Here is a 17990-nt window from a genome sequence, read left to right on the forward strand (position 1 = left end):
TTTTTATTTTTTTTGCATTTAAGTAAACGCGTCTGTAATAAGGCAGGTGCGGTTACTTAATATTTAGAATACGTTAAGTAGTTGCCTTATTAAGTTATTTCTCCTTAAATGGTCTTCTTTATCAAGATACATTTGATTGAATCTAATTTTAGCGATGCCTAATTCCCTTTTATAGTCACTAATGGAGTACTTCAAAGTAGTTTTTGTGGGTATATGCTGCAGCTCTTTAATAATATAGCTATCGTCGTCAATGGAGTGAATTTTTTTAATTAACTCAAGTAATTGATACAGTTTTTCCAACTCATCTAAGTCAGTATGATAAAAATAAATATGTTCGTTCGTATACCTAAATCCCTCAAAAATTATACCCAATAAATTTAGATGCAACTGAAATTGAGTTGTTTTAGTATCATTAGGTAATCGAAATTTATCCTCATGCCCCACACGAATAAATTCAAGAGGAGCGCCCTGGCAAATAGATCGAGTCAGAAAAGAGTATTGTTTTTTTCTTAAGGTATAAGACAATACTGTAAATTTCTTCACTTTGCCATAAGCATTTGTTGTTTCCCCGAAACTATTTTCATATTCTGTATCGTCAAAAAGTCTTTCATTATTTTTAAACCCCTCTTTAATTAACCGATCATAGATCCGGAAAGCATTACATTCATAGACCTTGTGTAATACTTCACGAATGTAAAGATTTTCTTCAAACCTGCTCTCTAACATAAATTGATCCGCGTCGTCCTCTTGGATATAGCCCAGTATCTTATCACTAATCAAATTTCTTCCCCCTTGTCTTTTGTTCTATATCTAATATATCGACAAAAGACTGATCAAGGTAAATACTGGATCGTTGAAATACATATAAAGTGAGGAAATGAATCATGAAGTCCTCAGTTTGATTATCCCTCCATTAGACAACATAACTCTTTATTATTCCAACTCTTTCCTGTATACTAAAGCTATTCTAAGTATCTATTTATTTATCCTTGCCGTTATTGTTCCAGCAGGGAAGGGGAAGCTGTTTAACAGCCATTACGTATAGGTTCAGCCATTAAGCACATTTAAGTCATACGGGACTCGTATGTCTTTTTTAGTGCTTTTTTTTGCGTTGTTCCGAGAAAAGGAGTCGATTGATCTGTTCCAGAGGATGAAAGCAATATTACAATTGATTCTTCATCAAGAGGAAGAAGGTACATTGCTGCATGAGAGTAACGCTTGGCGCCTCCAATGCGGCAAGACAAAAGTAAAGCTATCCAATGGTTTATCTGGTACGATCCTACGCAAGTCTGCCTGCTATTTTAAGCTGGATAATGGCTATGCTGGACATGTACGAGAAGTCACCTATTGGAGTAATGCAACCGCAGGATAAGGATATTCCTTCATCTGATCATGACAAACCGCTATACCGGGGAAATTTATTCACTTCCCCAGGAGCGGGGAAGTCATAGGAGGAAATTAGGAATGAAAAAGAAGAAAGCTATTTTACTACTCAACTTAGGCGGTTTTGAAACTAGGATGAGTGAAAATCTTGAATTCGCTCGAAGCTACGGCGATACCATTTATTCCCTCACAGGAGACGGTTTAATCAAAGTAGAAGACGCTCGTTATTTCGTTCCCACCAATATTATGGACCTTACGCCAGCAGAATTTTTCATTTGGAGTGCTCAGATTAACGAGCAACTGCAAGAAGAAGGATTTGAGGCAAGTGATGCGGCGATTTTAGCTGCTGGGAGAAAACATCGGGGACTTTATCCGCTTGGTGCAACGATTGGCCAAGGGATTAAGTTAGGAGCGTGATTCAATGGAACTGCAATATATTGCGTTCAAATGGTGCATTGAGTTGTCATTAGATCGCTTAAGCAACGCTCTAGAACAGCTTTGTCTCCGTCCCGCTCCAACTAAGCGTCATGAATGGTCCCGCTCCGTCGGCGAACATATCATGCGTGTGGAGTATAGGCCTCAGCTCAGTACAAAGGAATGTTCATTTCTTTGGATCCGCTGGGAGCATCCATCCGGTCATACGGATAAAAATGCTTTCGACCGGCTGCTGGCAGATTGGTTTTTTACCATGAGCCAGTACGCACCGGTCAGCGTTTACTGGATGCAAGCGGTCATCGGTGCAACTGATTTCCGCTCCTTATATGGATATAAGGAGACTTCGCCAAAAATATGGACCAAAGAAGATAACCCGCATCGGTTCTCTTTCTATCCCATCCGATCAGGCTTGTACCATTTTGAAGTCCGATGCAAGGAAAAGATGAAAGCGATCCAACATAAACGGTATTCGATTTGGCTCGAGGAGTTAAGCAATAATTTGTTAGGACGGGAACGACCGGACGATCAAATCCTGTTCGATCTAACCGCAGCTGCCGGATAAGCTAACCGGAACAAGGTAATTGGAAGGTTTAAACAAACCATAATATGTGAGGAGGAAGCCCCTCTACGATTGACCAGGGGCTTCCTCTGGCAATCCGTATGGGCGTATTCGTATGACAATACAACAAAAGCTTTTATTGATGAAGTGTGACCGACTTTCTAAATCCAGTGGTACGCTGAAGAATTGCACAGTAATCGGGCAACTCAGCTCACGGAAATAGATTGAACGGTTTAGGAAGGGCGCTGATGCGCCCTTTTTTTATATCATCATAAAACTTAGGGGGAAATTCATATGAACTATGTCAATATGATAAATAAATCTGCAGTACAAGAGGTACGGAGCAACTATTACTCGTGCTGCAACTCAGGGGCTCTTTCCAATAAAGAATTGATCATAAGTATCCTAGAGCCACTCATTCGAAATCGGTCTCTTTCTGAGGTAGCTGACGATCTCCTTCAAAATGGATTGCATCAGCTTGCATCTCTTTCGGAATTTGAGATTTCCACCACGTATGGATTAAATGAGAAGCAAAGCTTTCATCTCATGAGTGTGATGGAATTAGGCCGGCGATTAATGAGGAAGAGCTTATCAGAAGATGTAATCATACGTTATCCACAAGACGTCTTTAATGTTGTAAGTGATCTACGGGAGCTGGATAAAGAACATTTCGTGGTGCTCTTTCTCAATTCAAAGAATTCCGTCATCGGGCGAGAAACGATTTCTATTGGCACCTTAAATGCCTCACTCGTTCATCCGCGCGAGGTATTTAAAGCCGCTATTCGTAGAGGTGCAGCATCCATCATCGTTTCTCATAACCATCCAAGTGGTAACCCTACACCTTCTCCTGAGGATATTCATCTTACACAACGACTAGCTGAAGCAGGAGAAGTAGTTGGGATCGAGCTGCTCGATCATATCATTGTTGGACAAACATGCCTTAGCATGAAGGAACATGGACATTTTTGTCCAGCACCAACCGCGGGGACGGCATAAGCAATGAGGATCCTATCTGCTGAAATCACAGGGTTTAAGTTGCATCGCACAAAGCGAACCTTTACCTTTGGTCAAGTGAATCGGATCAGCGGTGGTAATGGAAAAGGGAAAACAACAATCTCGGAATCGATCGCATGGTGCTTTTATGGCTGCGATCTTTCGGGGAGGACAAAAGGGATATACGAGAAACTGAAGAACCCTCATGCTAAGGAAACAAAAGTCGTGGTCGAGGTGGAACTGCCAGGTAAAGGTGGCGAAATCTCCGTCAATAGCTTTTGCCGAATACGCAAAGGGGATACAACTTCCGTGTTCCTCAACGGCAATAAGACAAAGCAAGCCGAATTCGACTCCTTACTTGGATCTATGGAGCTTTTTCTTAGCATTTTCATCCCTGGCTATTTTGGAAGGTTTGCTGTTAATGAGCCTTCCAAGGCGCGTAACTTGCTCATTTCGATGCTGCCAAAGCTAAACAATGAAGATGTGGTAGCTCAGTTAGACGAAGAGGATCAAATTCGTATTGAATCGCTTGAGATGGTGAATCCGGATCATGCGATGAAGCGATTGCGCAGCGAGATTTCGGAGCTTGAAGCCGTTTTATTAAACGTAGAAGGCGCCATTCAATATTTGCGTATCCATTCTTTAATCTCGGTACCAATGCGTGTAGTGAGAGAGGATGAAAGGCGGCTGCAGGAAATGAAAGGGGCTTTTTCTTCTTTCTTAGCCGGCAGCAAGCCGTCCTTTCAACATGATCTCCACCCGCTCCTAGAAAGAAAGGCCGAGCTGCGATACCAATTTGATGAGCGCAATAGTGAATTTAAAAAGCTGAAAGCAAGCCCGCTTCCAAGAGCCGGTGATACGTGCCCAACGTGCCATCGCAAGCATACGATTACTGAAGCGCAGCAAGAGTTCGAAAACCGAAATGCATGATTGTTGGAACTTAAACAGCAGTGTGAGCAGCTCAGAGCTCAAGGGTATGTTTTGGCGGAGGAATTGGAATGGAAGACAAAGGAGAATGAGGAGCTTTTACGCTTGCATATCGTGGAGCGGGAAGCCATTATCGCGGAGAAGCAAGCAGAGGTTGATGAACTTGCTGCTCTCGTAAAAGATCGGGCCCATAAGCTCGAAATGGCTAAAGACTTGGACAAGCAACATGAGATTTATGGCGAGACGACATCAGAAATCGACGAGAAGAAAGCCTGCGTACAAGCATTGAAAAATTTCATGTTGCAGTACGTAGAGATGCAAGTTTCCCTTGTGAATAGCTTCTTAAATCTGGCGAAAATCCAGTTGTTTAAGTATGCAGAAGGAACAGGGGAAATCATGCTCGACTTTACCTTAACGTACGGGGAAGCGGGTACAGAATACTCATCGTTGTCTACGTCAGAAAAAATTCGTTGCTCGATCGAAATAGCGGGTCTTTTAAACAAGGTGCAGAAGAAAACCTACCCCGTCTATATCGATAATGCAGAGTCCATTGAAGCATTTGATGCACCTCAGACACAGTACTTCGTGGCAGAAGTGCTTAAAAAATCTGAGCTTCAAGTCGATGTCGTGGCCTAAAAGGTGAAGGAAAATGTTATTCCTTCTTTATTCGTAAAAAATAGGAGGTTAATCGATGAATGATTGGGTATTTTACCTATGGATTGGCATTATTTCGCTTATCGCCATCCTTCTTATATTGTTTGGCATATTTCCGTTAGCAGCATTGTTGCCTAGTTTACGGGCGATGTGTTTTGGGCGTTATTTGAATCGCTATTTTATCGTCCAACGGCGAAAGAATGGCAGTTATACCCTTCATCATAATCCCATGCTTTTCTACTACTCTTGTAGCGAGCGTAAGTTTTATCGATTACTAATGGATGCAATACGGAAATTTAAAAAGGCTATCCGGATCAAGTCCTTTTGGCACAGACTTTTACATTCCAATCCTCTAAGCGTAAGGGTAAAATCATCCCCTACAGAGGAATCCACTTGTGGGGATACCGTGTACTTGGCAGCATTCTGATTTTGCGGAATATATACAACTTCCGGAAGAACAAAAATGGCATGCGCCGGTATAAGCCTCTCCTTCACGATCTGTTCATCAGCCAAGTTATCGAATATGTCGTTGTAGATGACCAAGTGAGGGGAGATATGCTTGATGAACGTAGAACAAATTGATTTGTTCGCCGCTATTGAGGAAATAGAAAAAGCCCAGCACCAGAAAGAGCAGTCAAGAGCAGTTATACGTAAAGTCGAAGCGTCAGGAAAAGAGATTGAAAAGCTGGGTACGGAAGATATGATCCCACCCAGCGCTCCAATCGATTGGTTGTACGTTCTGACTTGGCCATGGAACTTCTTCACGAGCCTTTTCGGTCTTGGTGTATGGGTTAATGTCTACATGGTATCGCGTAAGTATGGAGGATGCGAAGACGGCGGTTGGTATTATTTGCATTATGACTGCGTATTCACGAAAGCTGTTGGCTTTTGGGAGGCTGAAGCGCAGCAGCGGGAATTAGAATTACAGTATCGCATTAGCCATAAATGGGGTGATCTATACTCCCGGCGTGGTTTTCAAGATGTCGTTGTTTGTATAGAGAAACGCCGGGCAGCCGGCCGCACTCAAAGTAAACCTAATAGAAATAGCGAAGACTTGCAGACGATTCCTTATGCACTTGTGCGGTAAATGATAGGACGAAGAAGAAGATAACATGCTGTAGCGAGAGCTTCAGCCGTTAGGAGGTAATACAAAATGGCAACACCCAATGACGAGTGCATCACTTACGATTGTTCTGATTGTCATGGCTTGGGCATCGTTAAGCTGTACTCGGGGCAATCGCCTTCATTGAAAGAGATTGAGATTAGTTGTCCAGGGACAGTAGTAAGCGGGCAGCTGCTCAGAAGCAATAGAAAGAGTCAACAAAAGCTAATTGTTCATTAAATTTAATCCAGGAGGGGAGCTCCGCTGGAATGTACAGCGGGGCTTTCCCGCTTTCATTCTAAGAGCGATAAATACCATGAACCTATTTTTCACAGCAAAAGCCGAGAAGAAGGAACGATCGTTTTTCCGATTGTATGGGAAAGCAGGATACATCTTTTATACGATTAAAGAGAATCGCCCAAATACGATTCAAAAAGTAACACCCGCTTCCATCTATATCACCACAGAGAAGGGAGTCCGTCCGATTCGGATTTCACGCAAGAGTATGCGTAAGGCACTAACTATGCTGTTTTACCGACGTGTGACAACGCTCAAGGCACTGATGAAAATACATGCCTTTTCAAGCGCCCTAGCTGGGCTCCTTAAGGCGATTGTAAGTGATATCTGTAAAGTGACAGAAACGAAAACAGGGGCGGTACGGCTTAGTCTACGCGGCCTACGCTATTTCTTCAGTGGAGTAAGTAAAGGTCCGGATGATATTCGTATTGTTAAGGAGAATGGGGGCACCTTTGTCTTACTTAATTACGTAAATATCCGTTGCGACCAATCAGCTCAGTGGAAGAAGCATCTACGTGACCTCGGGTTTGGATATAGGTGTGTGATGCTCGATCCAGGAGCCAAGACGATTGCTGAAGCAGAGAAGCGAGGTAGGAAGCTTGAGCCGATTGATCTCGATGATTATGCTGACTTTGTTAAACGGCACTCCGATGTGATTTATCAGTATTTAACCTGTGATGTCATAGGTGATTCGGAGAAGACACGGCTTAATACGCTACATTTGGAGCGGGTTGTCGGCCGGCGGCCGGTACCCATCTACCATGTGCAAAGCCCACTGGAAGTACTTGAGCAGCTGGTTGAGGAAGATCATGAAGTTATTGCGATCGGGGGTTCGGTTTTTGTCGGCCGCAAGCAACGGGAGCTCATGTTTGCTGAGATATTTGAGAGATTCGGAGATCAGAATTTTCATGCGCTTGGACTGGGTACAATGAGGCTGCTTTTGCAACATAGGTGGTTCTCTTCTGATTCCAGCTCTTGGCTCAACGGGAGGATCTTCCGTAAACTTCTTGCTTGGTCAGGTGATGAACCGGCATCAAGAGGTATGTCTAGTGAAGAAGCATTAGCATTTAACATTCGTTCTCTAACTGCTTTAGAGGAGCGATACAATGATGTACAAATTCATTTCGATCTAATAGGACCAACTATAATTTAGAATTCTGGTAGATTAATTTTGACCGCTGGTGGCAGCTGCTTTAGCGGTCCTTTTTTATTACTTAAGTTTTTAATATAAGACAGGTATAGAAAGCATAGATTCCGTTCCCTCTAAGTTCGTTCTTTCAATAACTTGAACCGTATTATTTTGCTTTTCGTCCCAAACGATATACCATGGAAGTATCACAATGAATTAGGCGGGTGTATATAATTGTCATTTGAAATAAAAGTATCTTACTGTATTCATTTAATCAATATTCTTGATGATCTCCTTCATGATTTACGTATTAATAATCCTGAATACCGTACTGCTTTTGATGTTGGAAATAATCCAGTTGTAAAGACCTTGGCATCAGAGTTAGGACATTTATCTACTTATTACGCCTTACCAACGGAAAGAGGAGTTACTTTCGATATCAAAAGATTGCAAACTCTCCGTGAGGAACTACTGAGCGCAAAAGTCGAAGCAATCGATGTTGCCAACCAGGTAATAGCTTTCGAATTTGAACGGCTCTTAGCAACGGATAATAAAATCGAATTTACTTTTACAGAAGATAAATACCAACTATCTTATGAAGATAATATTTGGTACGGATCCGCTGAACATATCATAGGCTGCACGATGAATGTAACTGACCCGCTTCAGCCTAAAGATCTTTGGCATTTGATAACCGTATAAGAAAAAGTATATGAACTAGCTCATTCTCCTAAAGGATTCATAGAATAAAGAAAATTTGGCCCATGAAAAATGGCAGGCGTATATTGATTTATCTGTCATTGTTATTTCTAAATCTACATCTAGGTATATAGTAAAGTTAATGGGGAATAACTGATAGTATAGGTTCGATATTGCTAGACTTCAGTTTTACTTTGACGTACCTTTACTCCGGTAGTGCGCACCATCCGTTATGCGGATGCGGGGACAGTCTTCTGAGAGGAAGCAACTCGAACCCACGAGCGCTCGTGTGTGACAACGATTCGCGTTGCACTTCCATTAGGCGATCCGCGACTAATTGACAGGCTATACAGGCCAGAACATAGCATGACAAAGCCCCGAAGTACTGAAAGGTGATGCGGGGCTTTTGGTGCTGCTTTAATATAAATCCACCTGATTACTCGGATGTAGTGAATCAATATGTATTATTCCTGGATTTTACTAGTCCAACCGCATCTAGTACATCTTCTTTTCCCGTATGAATTTCTTATGTGAATGGTAGACTTTCCACAAATAAGGCACACCCTACTAACTTCAGTAGCAGCTGAGGCCATTTTCAAAGATTCGTTAATAAAGCTGACAGCAAATCTAGTAGCATAACCCACTTTCTTTAACCACTTAAACAACTTTTGCTCTCCTTTATGATGTTAGTATTATTTGGAAAAACATTACTCCAACAACACACCTAACCTTTAGCTGATGCTTCGTACTCCAATATAATCTTAATGCTTTCATCGTGTCCTAATTATTCAATACGATATACAAATTGAATAGAGCAAGTAATGCGACAATAATCAGACCGGTATTTTTTTGTTTATATTCTTCCCACATTACAGCAAGCAGCGCCATATCTATTTCTCCTTCTTTATTACATTGTAACAAGAAAACACCACTTTGGTTAGGGGACTGACCCCCAAAGTGGTTTTTTTCTAAATACTATTTAATATTAATAAGGTCCATAAGCAGTTTCATACATACAAGGACAGAATGACCACAGCATTCTAAGGAAGGTATTGGAATTAAGTAAGTACAAGAGAAAGTAATCTCTTAAGTAATAACTTCTTTATTCCAATTGTCGGCAGTGGTATAATTTCTTCATTGCATAGTATTAATAATTTTCCTTGCTTACATGATACAGCAGGGAAGGGGCAGCTTTTTTCAGCTATATATAAAGAGTACGAACAATGAGACGTTTAGAAAAACATACGGGATCCGTTTGTTTTTTGCCGTCTCTTTTTTGTGTTCTAAAAAAGGAGGTTAGGTTTTGCATACATTTATTAAGGTAATTAACGGATACAAGATTAAGTACTGGTCTTTTGGCGACGTTTATTACATTCCAATGTCTGCAGACTGGATTTATGAGGATAAAGAGCTTTCGAAAGTTGAAGAGTTTGCAAAGTCTTTAAAAAGTAAAAATTAGAGTAAAGGCTATTATTACAAACTAATAACCGTTATAAAGCGGAAGGAGGAAGTCCCTCAAAGCGAGTTGAGGGGGCTATCTCTCATCCGCTTTAGGACGAACATAAAATGTCAAATTTATTATTGAAGAAGGTCTATACCGTCAGTAGCAAGAGAGAAAAACCGCGACTCTGGCTTCAACACCTCATTTGTGAAGCTAGTAATTTCCAGCCAGGTGATCATCTCTTTATTCATGTTAATGAAGAAGAAAAGACGATTAGTATTCAAAATTCGCCGCATGGAAAAGAACTTGATTCTGACTATGGGGTAAGCGTATCATCACGAATGAACCGAATTAGCGGTAAACCGCGTCCACTGGTTGATGCTAGTGGAGATAAGTTCGCAAAGGTTCTTTGCATTCAGGATAAAATAGAAATTAGTGTTTATCGGGATGGTGAAAAGGGGAGAGTTATTGTTCGTCCTCTGCGTTATCGGTTATTTGAATCCGATACGATTGAGACATTAGATGATGAGCGGTTAAAGCTGCTATCCATCTGTGCTGGCTCTGGAATTGGCACAGCAATGTTTCGCGCATCCTCTTATTTTACACCTACCATGGAAATAGAGATGGAGGATGACAGCGCGTGTGTGTTGAAACATAATTTTCCTCATAGCTACTTGTTCCAAGGAGATTTAAGAGATTGTCATACCATAACCAAGGCAGATGTGGCTTTAGTAACGTTAGATTGTTCCGAACATTCTCAAATTGGGGATATGGATCAGGGCTATTTTGACAATCTGATATTGGGCACATACAAGATATTAGATGCTGCAGAGCCTCGTGTTATCTTTTATGAGAATGTACCGAATTTTTATAATTCTTCGGTGTATCAGGAACTGCAGGAGCTGCTTTCTCATGAGTATCCATACCAGATTGGACCCATTCGTTTAGACAGTTATGATTTCGGAAGTATCGCTCACCGTGATCGCTCTTATGCGGTATCTTTCCGGGATAAGGAAGACTTTGATCTATTCCGCGTTCCGAAGCCTCCTGCAGTACGTAGAAAGCGTCTGAAGGAGTTTCTAGACCCTAAATCCACGGAGCATGTCTGGAAACCGCTTGAGAAGTGGATGGAGAGCTTTCAATCGAAAGCTGAAAAAAATAATGCATGGGCAGACCGTAATATTGATAAAACCTTTGTGGATAGAGATGCTCTTGAGTTGCAATGCATACCAAGGCGATATCGGTCACAATCCGCGAGCAATTCTTACGTATTGAGTGAAGACCGGAAGAGCTGGAGATTTCTAACGATAAGCGAGCTGCGTCGTATTTTCTCAATACCAGAAGAATTCGAGTTTCCGGAATATATTCCGATGTATCGCATTTATGAAATGATTGGCCAAAGTGTATGTGGAAGGGTACTTCGAAGTTGGGCTAATAGTATCGCTTCTGTCTTCTTTCGCCGGCATGCTGCTGAGAAGAAGAATTTGAAGTCACCTGTGAGGCCGGATATGTCCCATATGGATCCGATGAGGTTCACGTTAGAACAGACGGGACAAATTGGATTTTTAATTTAGCGAAAAAGCCCTGCAATCTATGCAGGGCTTTTTTATCTAGATAAAGCATACTATGAAGTCCGATTAAATGCTTCTCTGCCAAGGGGGTGAATAAGGTCATCAGCGGATAATGGCCGCATATTCCGCTTTCTCCGATAATCGTTCGTTCTTTCTATTTCGTTTATAAGGTTAACGGTGAGTTCCCGCTTCGCCTCTTGATTCGATTTAATCTCTTCTTTCAGACATTGTTCGTAAAAAGAAATATTGTTAGCGATCCGTATATTCAATTGGGGGATAGAAGTCGTACGGTCGGTTTCGTCTTCCGGAGCATATACCTTTTCGGCGTCTGCGTAATTTTCTTTAATTGCTCTTATGATATAACCAGATAAATTAGCAATTTCCGCATTACGCTGCTTCTCAAATACATATTTGATATTGTTACGAATATGATCCTCACCATAAGCGTAAAGTAATTCATTCGCTGTTTTTTTATTGATTTCAAAGCGTTCCAGGAGTGAAAAGATGGATTCATTATCTATGTATTCTTCATCATTAAGACCGATCCGTGGGGAGCGGGAATTGGGATAGATGTGGAAGGTTACGCCAACCACTTTGTTTCCGTTTTTTATTTCTTCTATTGTAAATCGGATATCCGTTTTTTCTTCCAATTCACGCTGCGCATTTAATAAAATCCGATTTTTTAGATGGCTATAGAGGACGTATTTACCCTCTTCGATCTCGAGTTTTGCTTTTAGCTCAGCAAGCGTAGCAAATTTCCGTTTTCCAAGTGGTAAGTATTGCTTCAGCAACCGGTAGAGCTTTGATGAATAGAAGCTTTTAAGGTAAAGGACATTCCATAACTTGTAATTCGTAAAGTTATTCTTAAGCTCCAGTAGATAAGGCCCGAGCATTTGCGAAAATTCAAGTTCGATAGTCCCTTTTCCGTGATAGTAGCGCGAAGCTGATAACCACTGAGCTTTTAGGGTCGAATTTGTTGCTTTATCTTCGATAATGACCTGTTTATATTGCAGGCGGTCTATAATTTCACGAATTCGTTTGTAGAAGTTTTTTTCTTTGAGATCCAGTTTCTCAGCAATATCCTTAACACGGAAGAAACAAGTTCGGAAATGAGTATCATTGGGGTTAATCTGAGACGCCAGGATATAAATGAGCCGCTCTTCATAAATATCTAAGTTTGTACGGGCTTCAATGAGTGCATTAGACTCGGTAACGATATAGTGATCGGCGATGCGGTCTGGTTCAAAGTCAAATTGCAATTGAAATTGTTGTGTCAACAGCCGCGCCTCCTTCAATTTCATAGGTTCAAAGTGATTATAGATGAATTTGGTAGTTTATATCTACTCCTTTTCATGTGGCATCTTTTTCTTGTACAGAAATTGATTAAATGCCACACAAAAGGGAGTAATAACAGACTGGAGAAACCAAATGAGGGGTTATAAGGGCTGAAATTGGGTGATTTTAGAAGTGCCACACGAAAGGGCATTGTTATGGTTACTGCATTTAGGAAGTGCCACACCTGCGGGAGTCTCATATATCGACATAATTCTATTCTTTATGATTTATATTTATTTATTATTTTTAGGTTTTATGTTTTATATGTTTTAGATCTTGTTTTCTAAAGCTGAGATGCCTTGTTATAAAAGGGGTTTTAATAGGTTACTGCCACACGGAGGGGAGTTATATGCCACTTAGAAAGGAGTGAACTCTCACAATTAGAGGAGTTATACTGCCACACGAAACATTGTGGGCAGTTACATGAACGGGAGTGAAGTGCCACACGGAAAGGAGTTGGACCAAAGAGGACTTCACACTTCCTGAACTGCCACACAAAACATTGTGGACAATCACACAGAAGGGAGTACAGTGCCACACGAAGGGGAGTATAATAAAAATTAAGTATAAGCAGCAAACTGAGGGGATTTGGTTTTGTAGTATAGAATATGAATAAGAGAGAGTCATTATGACTAAAGGAGTGGGAAGTATGAACATAAATACGGTCATTTCCTATGCAGAAGAAAAAGGCTGGAAGCAGGTAAATTATACGTTGGTTTACGAGAACGGCGGGCAAAAGAATATAGAATTATTTGACGTTGCTCCAGAGGATATATTACTACAGGATGTTGCTTCTAGCAGTGCTACTTTGTCTGATGAAAGTGTTGAAGGCAGGGCCATGTTTATGAGTTATGCTGAAGCTAGGTCAGCCTTTCTTGATTTAAAGCAGCATTCTTCAACGGAGTCTCCTGAGAAAGTATTGATCATCATGGAGAAATCCGAACTGATTTAAAGCATACATTCCAATAGGAGTGCTTTTTACAAGTTGGCTTTCGTTACTCCCGTTTATGTGGCAGTTCTAAATTGAAGTAGGTATGACTAAAAAAGGAAGAAGGATTTAAATTACTCCCGTCTATGTGGCAGTATAGCCGACAATTGAATATTGTCAGTGCTGCTACATCCAAGGTATAATTTAGTTATTCTGATTCACTTTTTTATGTTCTCTGCCGTCTTCATTTTCAGCAGAGATAATGCGGGCTATTATTACGAGCCATTATTAATAAATGAGTTTTAAACTTAGAAGGCATGATAAGCATACGGGATCCGTGTGCTTTTTTCATGGCCTTCTTTTTTTATGGCTCGATAATTAGGAGGATTTTAGATGGAACGCTACGCGTTTGTTGAGAACAATCAAAAGGTAGAGACCAAACTCAAACTCAAGGATTATAACGGTATCGTTACGCTGGTATGGGATTACATGGAGCAGTCTGGATTTTCTTATCATGGAACGGTACGCGACTGGTCTGCCGTCTTTTATCAGGAGACCTATTATGTACGTACTGCATCATTTTATTAAAGACCAGCCTGACGAGGCCTGTATTGCTGCAGATAGCGGATTCCGTTGGGAGCAGATATTCAGACAGGATACGGAAGCCGGCTTCCTATTCACTCATTTGGAGCGGGTAGGCTTCCGTTTGTTTATCCCCGAGCAAGCTATGATTGATGCTCTGGTGGATGACGATGAAGATTGGCATTATCAAAGCCCAAAGCATAAATTCCAAATGTATGCATTTCACCAGGACTGTTCATTTCTTGTTGAGGTGTATATGCAAAATCAGATTCCGCCTTACGGTGCGAACAAAGACCCGCTTCCATATCCAGATAACCGGTGTCAATTGATGTTCGACATTGATTCTGAAGGATCTGAGAGTACTAGCAATCCTAAAAGAATGCGGATTATTGAAGGGGAAACATTAGATATATTGGATGAGCTCGATGAAGAGTTGCTTACGGCCACTCGTGCAGGTATTAAGAAGATCTATGACGAGAACAGTACGATCGCTCTATTAAATTCAGGTGGTAAGGATAGTAGAGTTGTGCTGCAGTTGATGCTTGAGCATGCTATCCAGCATCCGGATCCATCGAAGAAGATAATGGTCATCAGTGCGGATACGCTCGTTGAAAACCCTGGTGTAAAATCGATCATTCATGGGTTAAAGGATGCGTTAGCAGAGGCGCTGCCGTGGGTGGAATATCACGTGGTGAAACCAAGGGTTGATAATACGCTACTCGTTTGCATTATTGGTAAGGGGTATCAAGCTCCTTCTACAACCTTTCGCTATTGCGTCCGTAGACTCAAGATTGAACCTGCACGTGATTTTCTTGAATCTACCTTTCTTTCCGATGGTATTGTAGCGAATGAGAAGACATGCCTGGTGATGGGTAGTCGCGATAATGAGAGCGGAAACCGAAAGCGAAGTTTACAAAAGTATTTTGGAGAAGATTTTTATGGACAGCATCCTGTAGGTTCGATTCGTACAGCGAGTCCAATACGAGATTGGACAAGTCAAGAGGTTGTCACGTATTTAGCCTTTAATCGGGCGCCATGGAGCCGATATGGTGCACGTAATACAGAACTGCTTGCCTTCTATGGATCGGCAGCCGGCAGTGAATGTCCACTTGGTGCGGCCGTCATTAATGACAATGAAGCGATGATGCAATGCGGGAAAAGCGCGAGAACCGGTTGTTACCTATGCACGATCTCGAATGACAAGAGTATGGGTAACCTGATTTCGACGTACCCCGAGTACGAGAAATATTATCGCTTCAGAAGTCTCTTGAAGGCGATTGGCCAAGATATTCGTTATGGCGGAATCGTAGGACTTCAACGTATCGGTAAATCCAAAATTGGGAGCGGAATTGGTGATCTTACGATCGATGCCCGCACACAGCTGCTTCAATCTATGGTGAACCTGGGTATTGAATGGGAACGAGAAGAGATTATGACAGCCTATCAGATGGTTATGGAGCGGGAAGTAACCGAAGGATTTCCTGTGACAGAACGTTTTCGCTCGGTTATGTATCAGCTGCTAGGCCTTCGTCACGGCTTCCGCGGCGTATTCGGTCATTCCGTATTCGATCCTTATTGCACCGGCGTTGATCAACCTACCGAAGAAGATGCAAGAGTGATTCATCGCATTTTAGAAGAGCGAGCTGCAGCTGCTGTCTTTGAGTCAGGCTATTTGTTCTAGCCTCATTTTTTCCTCTCTAAGGGAATATATACCTGGCCAGGCGGGATGGATTAAAAAAATCCTCCGCCTGGAAGCGGGGGGGAACTATGGAGGAATTCGAAGATGAGTGAGCATGAATATTCTTTATTTGATTTTTCATTTGAAGATCAGCAAAATGGAGGGCAGCCGGCCCTTGCAGGGTGGTTCAACCAGGAAGCGCCCATTGTGGCTCCGGCAGGCAGGTCCTATGCCTATGATGTTGGAGAGGAGTTGCGGGGTGCACGAAAGCATTTGGCGGCGCTGACGAAGTTTACACCGGAATGGTATGACATGCTTAAATCCGATCATAAACAAGCCTTTGAAGAAATAAGCAAAGATAACCTGGTTGGTAAAATTATTGCTGATCAACTCCGCGAAAGAGGATTCTCTTCTGAAGCTGCTTATGCAATTAAGTTAGTTTGGCATAGAGTTGCCCAACGACCCGAAGATTCACATCAGAAGCGGGAGGATTACGTACAAGCCATTAATGCTTTACAAGAGATATTCGCAAAGACAATCAGTGAAGACCTTTTTCGTGAGGCATTCGAAAAGCTGAAAGTAGTTGTGAGGAAAGGGTACTACTCTGGCTATCAACTGCAGCTTGAGAAAGATAAGGATCTTATAAATTATCGCTATTGGGTGTCCCTTGGCGATCGCTTTGTAAATCTCTTTTTCAATTGGAGCAAGAAAAAATCCGGTTCTACTGAACTCTTTGAGAAAGCTTTCAAACTTGAAGAAGGAAAGGATTGGACTTGGGCAGATCCGAAGTCTCGATCTTCTGCAGCTGCAGTGAAAAGAGAATCGAATAAAGCACGCTGGGAACGTATGGTACCGGAGGAAGTGATCCGTCTATCTCAGCAACCATCGGGAGTAAGTAAACCCGACGATTTGCTCGAGCATTACGGGTATCGAGGAGCTCAATTCGGAAATTATGTTAATGATCATTCCGGGAGGTATCACGTACTCTGCAGTGGTAATGCACATGCAGACTTAGCAGACATTCTCTCTATCCCGCGGCAAGTGATCGGTTTTCACGGACGGCTCGGTATTGCCTACGGAGCCCGGGGATCAGGGGCTGCATCCGCACATTTTGAGCCTTTTAGTAACGTCATCAACCTCACGAAGCATCGTGGAGGTGGGGCACTTTGCCATGAATGGGCACATGCGCTTGACTTCAACCTATATTCTTTATCTCATGGTTTTACTAATGGTAAGCAAGCTGCCTTATCCGATGATTCGGCCGGGATGGAATTGCCTTATGTCGTTCGAAGTGCTTTTGAAGAACTCATGAAAACCATCATAGAAGGAAACGGAAAAAGGCGTGTTGATGTCCCAGAAGTATTGCCAGATGTAAAGGGGAGGTATCGAAGTTCGATTTACCAGTATTTAAGCCGCAATGATGGAGATATTTCTCGCGCACTTGCAGCTATAAAAGGTAATTATCGCATTAAGCCTAAGCAATGGGATGAAATAGGTTTTGCATTTTGTCATCGATTGAAAGAAGAAGGCAAGGAGATTCCTACTTCATTTTATGTTCCAACAGATAATAGCCAATATTATCTCGATGCAGTATCTCGTGGTGCCTATTGGTACCGCAAGCATGAACTATTTGCCCGTGCGTTTGAATCATGGATTGAAGACGAGCTTGCTGAGCGTGGAATGACCAATTCTTATTTGGTCAGCGGCACACAATATGGTGGTCCTTATCCAACCGGCAAAGAGCGCGAGACCATTAATGCTGCGTTTCGCATATGGTGGACACGATTGCTCAAATCCGGAATTCTCCAGGATGAGCAGCTATGGGAAGGGAAATAGTTTGCGAAATGAATGGAGGGCATGACATGGATAAGAAGGCTCGGATCAGAAATGATATTGAACGGAAGCGGGATGAAATGAATAAGGCCAGTGTTAGCCATGGGATCTCTTCAAAAATTGTTCTGAAGATATCTCAGGAGCTAGATAAGCTTCTCAATAAATATCATCATATTCAGCAGTAATAAAACTTTATTATGAGCCACTCCCAAAGAGGAGTGGCTTTTTATATTTTCATAGCCCTATATGGTGGATCCTTGTAGCAGCATTTTTCTTGAATGCGTGAAAGAAAGATTCAGACTCGTTTTTCGATGATGATGATTAATTGTATTTCTTAAAAATAAGTGCTTAATATATTGTATTTATTTGATCTCAATATCTGAGGGAGGGGGGTCAGATTTTGAGATAGGGGGGCTCAAAATTTGAGAATTGATATCATCCCTC

General features: G+C 41.8%; 19 protein-coding genes. 17 read left to right on the forward strand and 2 right to left on the reverse strand.

Features of this window, described 5'->3' with window-relative positions:
• Positions 1 to 63: 63 nt before the first annotated feature.
• Positions 64 to 780, reverse strand: coding sequence for a hypothetical protein (locus WFK81_RS21215; RefSeq protein ID WP_336788373.1), 717 nt, complete (start codon positions 778 to 780; stop codon positions 64 to 66).
• Between the two features lie 370 nt (positions 781 to 1150).
• Between WFK81_RS21215 and WFK81_RS21220 the strand changes: the two genes are divergently transcribed.
• The 12 genes from WFK81_RS21220 to WFK81_RS21275 all read left to right on the forward strand — a co-directional run bounded on the left by WFK81_RS21220 (position 1151) and on the right by WFK81_RS21275 (position 11193).
• Positions 1151 to 1372, forward strand: coding sequence for a hypothetical protein (locus WFK81_RS21220; RefSeq protein ID WP_336788374.1), 222 nt, complete (start codon positions 1151 to 1153; stop codon positions 1370 to 1372).
• A gap of 92 nt (positions 1373 to 1464) precedes the next feature.
• Positions 1465 to 1800, forward strand: coding sequence for a hypothetical protein (locus WFK81_RS21225; RefSeq protein ID WP_336788375.1), 336 nt, complete (start codon positions 1465 to 1467; stop codon positions 1798 to 1800).
• 4 nt (positions 1801 to 1804) lie between these two features.
• Positions 1805 to 2380, forward strand: coding sequence for a hypothetical protein (locus WFK81_RS21230; RefSeq protein ID WP_336788376.1), 576 nt, complete (start codon positions 1805 to 1807; stop codon positions 2378 to 2380).
• Between the two features lie 291 nt (positions 2381 to 2671).
• Positions 2672 to 3373 (forward strand): RadC family protein, encoded by a 702-nt coding sequence (gene radC, locus WFK81_RS21235; protein WP_336788377.1) that lies wholly within the window; start codon positions 2672 to 2674, stop codon positions 3371 to 3373.
• A 3-nt stretch (positions 3374 to 3376) separates the two neighbouring features.
• Positions 3377 to 4300 carry an AAA family ATPase gene (locus tag WFK81_RS21240; protein WP_336788378.1) on the forward strand — a complete coding sequence of 308 codons (924 nt, stop codon included), beginning with the start codon at positions 3377 to 3379 and terminating at the stop codon, positions 4298 to 4300.
• A 3-nt stretch (positions 4301 to 4303) separates the two neighbouring features.
• Positions 4304 to 4933, forward strand: a complete 630-nt coding sequence (locus WFK81_RS21245) for a hypothetical protein (protein WP_336788379.1) — start codon at positions 4304 to 4306, stop codon at positions 4931 to 4933.
• Positions 4934 to 5344: 411 nt separating this feature from the next.
• A complete protein-coding gene (locus WFK81_RS21250) occupies positions 5345 to 5533 on the forward strand; it encodes a hypothetical protein (protein WP_336788380.1) in 189 nt (62 codons plus the stop codon).
• A complete protein-coding gene (locus tag WFK81_RS21255) occupies positions 5514 to 6038 on the forward strand; it encodes a hypothetical protein (protein ID WP_336788381.1) in 525 nt (174 codons plus the stop codon). The genes WFK81_RS21250 and WFK81_RS21255 overlap by 20 nt, the downstream gene beginning before the upstream one ends.
• A gap of 331 nt (positions 6039 to 6369) precedes the next feature.
• Positions 6370 to 7503 (forward strand): hypothetical protein, encoded by a 1134-nt coding sequence (locus tag WFK81_RS21260; RefSeq protein ID WP_336788382.1) that lies wholly within the window; start codon positions 6370 to 6372, stop codon positions 7501 to 7503.
• A 210-nt stretch (positions 7504 to 7713) separates the two neighbouring features.
• Positions 7714 to 8181 (forward strand): hypothetical protein, encoded by a 468-nt coding sequence (locus WFK81_RS21265; RefSeq protein WP_336788383.1) that lies wholly within the window; start codon positions 7714 to 7716, stop codon positions 8179 to 8181.
• A 1300-nt stretch (positions 8182 to 9481) separates the two neighbouring features.
• A complete protein-coding gene (locus WFK81_RS21270; protein ID WP_336788384.1) occupies positions 9482 to 9637 on the forward strand; it encodes a hypothetical protein in 156 nt (51 codons plus the stop codon).
• A gap of 107 nt (positions 9638 to 9744) precedes the next feature.
• Positions 9745 to 11193, forward strand: coding sequence for a DNA cytosine methyltransferase (locus tag WFK81_RS21275; protein WP_336788385.1), 1449 nt, complete (start codon positions 9745 to 9747; stop codon positions 11191 to 11193).
• A gap of 50 nt (positions 11194 to 11243) precedes the next feature.
• Here the strand turns inward: WFK81_RS21275 and WFK81_RS21280 are convergent, their stop codons facing one another.
• Complete coding sequence (locus tag WFK81_RS21280; protein ID WP_336788386.1) at positions 11244 to 12467, reverse strand: replication initiation protein; 1224 nt, start codon at positions 12465 to 12467, stop codon at positions 11244 to 11246.
• A 707-nt stretch (positions 12468 to 13174) separates the two neighbouring features.
• On the opposite strand from WFK81_RS21280, the gene WFK81_RS21285 reads away from it, so the two are divergent.
• The 5 genes from WFK81_RS21285 (at position 13175) to WFK81_RS21305 (ending at position 17731) form a co-directional block, all read left to right on the forward strand.
• Positions 13175 to 13477, forward strand: coding sequence for a hypothetical protein (locus WFK81_RS21285; protein ID WP_336788387.1), 303 nt, complete (start codon positions 13175 to 13177; stop codon positions 13475 to 13477).
• 369 nt (positions 13478 to 13846) lie between these two features.
• Positions 13847 to 14041, forward strand: coding sequence for a hypothetical protein (locus WFK81_RS21290; RefSeq protein ID WP_336788388.1), 195 nt, complete (start codon positions 13847 to 13849; stop codon positions 14039 to 14041).
• On the forward strand, positions 14016 to 15716 hold the full coding sequence (locus WFK81_RS21295; RefSeq protein WP_442956085.1) for a phosphoadenosine phosphosulfate reductase domain-containing protein: 1701 nt from the start codon (positions 14016 to 14018) through the stop codon (positions 15714 to 15716). The genes WFK81_RS21290 and WFK81_RS21295 overlap by 26 nt, the downstream gene beginning before the upstream one ends.
• 102 nt (positions 15717 to 15818) lie before the next feature.
• Entirely contained in the window at positions 15819 to 17549 is a 1731-nt protein-coding gene (locus WFK81_RS21300; RefSeq protein WP_336788389.1) for an LPD1 domain-containing protein, read from the forward strand.
• Between the two features lie 26 nt (positions 17550 to 17575).
• On the forward strand, positions 17576 to 17731 hold the full coding sequence (locus WFK81_RS21305) for an aspartyl-phosphate phosphatase Spo0E family protein (RefSeq protein ID WP_336788390.1): 156 nt from the start codon (positions 17576 to 17578) through the stop codon (positions 17729 to 17731).
• Positions 17732 to 17990 lie beyond the last annotated feature (259 nt).

The sequence above is a fragment of the Paenibacillus sp. MMO-177 genome, from assembly GCF_037147795.1.
Taxonomy (GTDB): Bacteria; Bacillota; Bacilli; order Paenibacillales; family Paenibacillaceae; genus Pristimantibacillus.

What these genes read in the sequence shown, in the direction of transcription:
- WFK81_RS21220 (WP_336788374.1), top strand. Translation starts at nt 1,151, where the DNA reads ATGAAAGCAATATTACAATTGATTCTTCATCAAGAGGAAGAAGGTACA.
- WFK81_RS21225 (WP_336788375.1), top strand. Translation starts at nt 1,465, where the DNA reads ATGAAAAAGAAGAAAGCTATTTTACTACTCAACTTAGGCGGTTTTGAA.
- WFK81_RS21230 (WP_336788376.1), top strand. Translation starts at nt 1,805, where the DNA reads ATGGAACTGCAATATATTGCGTTCAAATGGTGCATTGAGTTGTCATTA.
- radC (WP_336788377.1), top strand. Translation starts at nt 2,672, where the DNA reads ATGAACTATGTCAATATGATAAATAAATCTGCAGTACAAGAGGTACGG.
- WFK81_RS21240 (WP_336788378.1), top strand. Translation starts at nt 3,377, where the DNA reads ATGAGGATCCTATCTGCTGAAATCACAGGGTTTAAGTTGCATCGCACA.
- WFK81_RS21255 (WP_336788381.1), top strand. Translation starts at nt 5,514, where the DNA reads ATGAACGTAGAACAAATTGATTTGTTCGCCGCTATTGAGGAAATAGAA.
- WFK81_RS21260 (WP_336788382.1), top strand. Translation starts at nt 6,370, where the DNA reads ATGAACCTATTTTTCACAGCAAAAGCCGAGAAGAAGGAACGATCGTTT.
- WFK81_RS21275 (WP_336788385.1), top strand. Translation starts at nt 9,745, where the DNA reads ATGTCAAATTTATTATTGAAGAAGGTCTATACCGTCAGTAGCAAGAGA.
- WFK81_RS21285 (WP_336788387.1), top strand. Translation starts at nt 13,175, where the DNA reads ATGAACATAAATACGGTCATTTCCTATGCAGAAGAAAAAGGCTGGAAG.
- WFK81_RS21290 (WP_336788388.1), top strand. Translation starts at nt 13,847, where the DNA reads ATGGAACGCTACGCGTTTGTTGAGAACAATCAAAAGGTAGAGACCAAA.
- WFK81_RS21295 (WP_442956085.1), top strand. Translation starts at nt 14,016, where the DNA reads ATGTACGTACTGCATCATTTTATTAAAGACCAGCCTGACGAGGCCTGT.
- WFK81_RS21300 (WP_336788389.1), top strand. Translation starts at nt 15,819, where the DNA reads ATGAGTGAGCATGAATATTCTTTATTTGATTTTTCATTTGAAGATCAG.
- WFK81_RS21305 (WP_336788390.1), top strand. Translation starts at nt 17,576, where the DNA reads ATGGATAAGAAGGCTCGGATCAGAAATGATATTGAACGGAAGCGGGAT.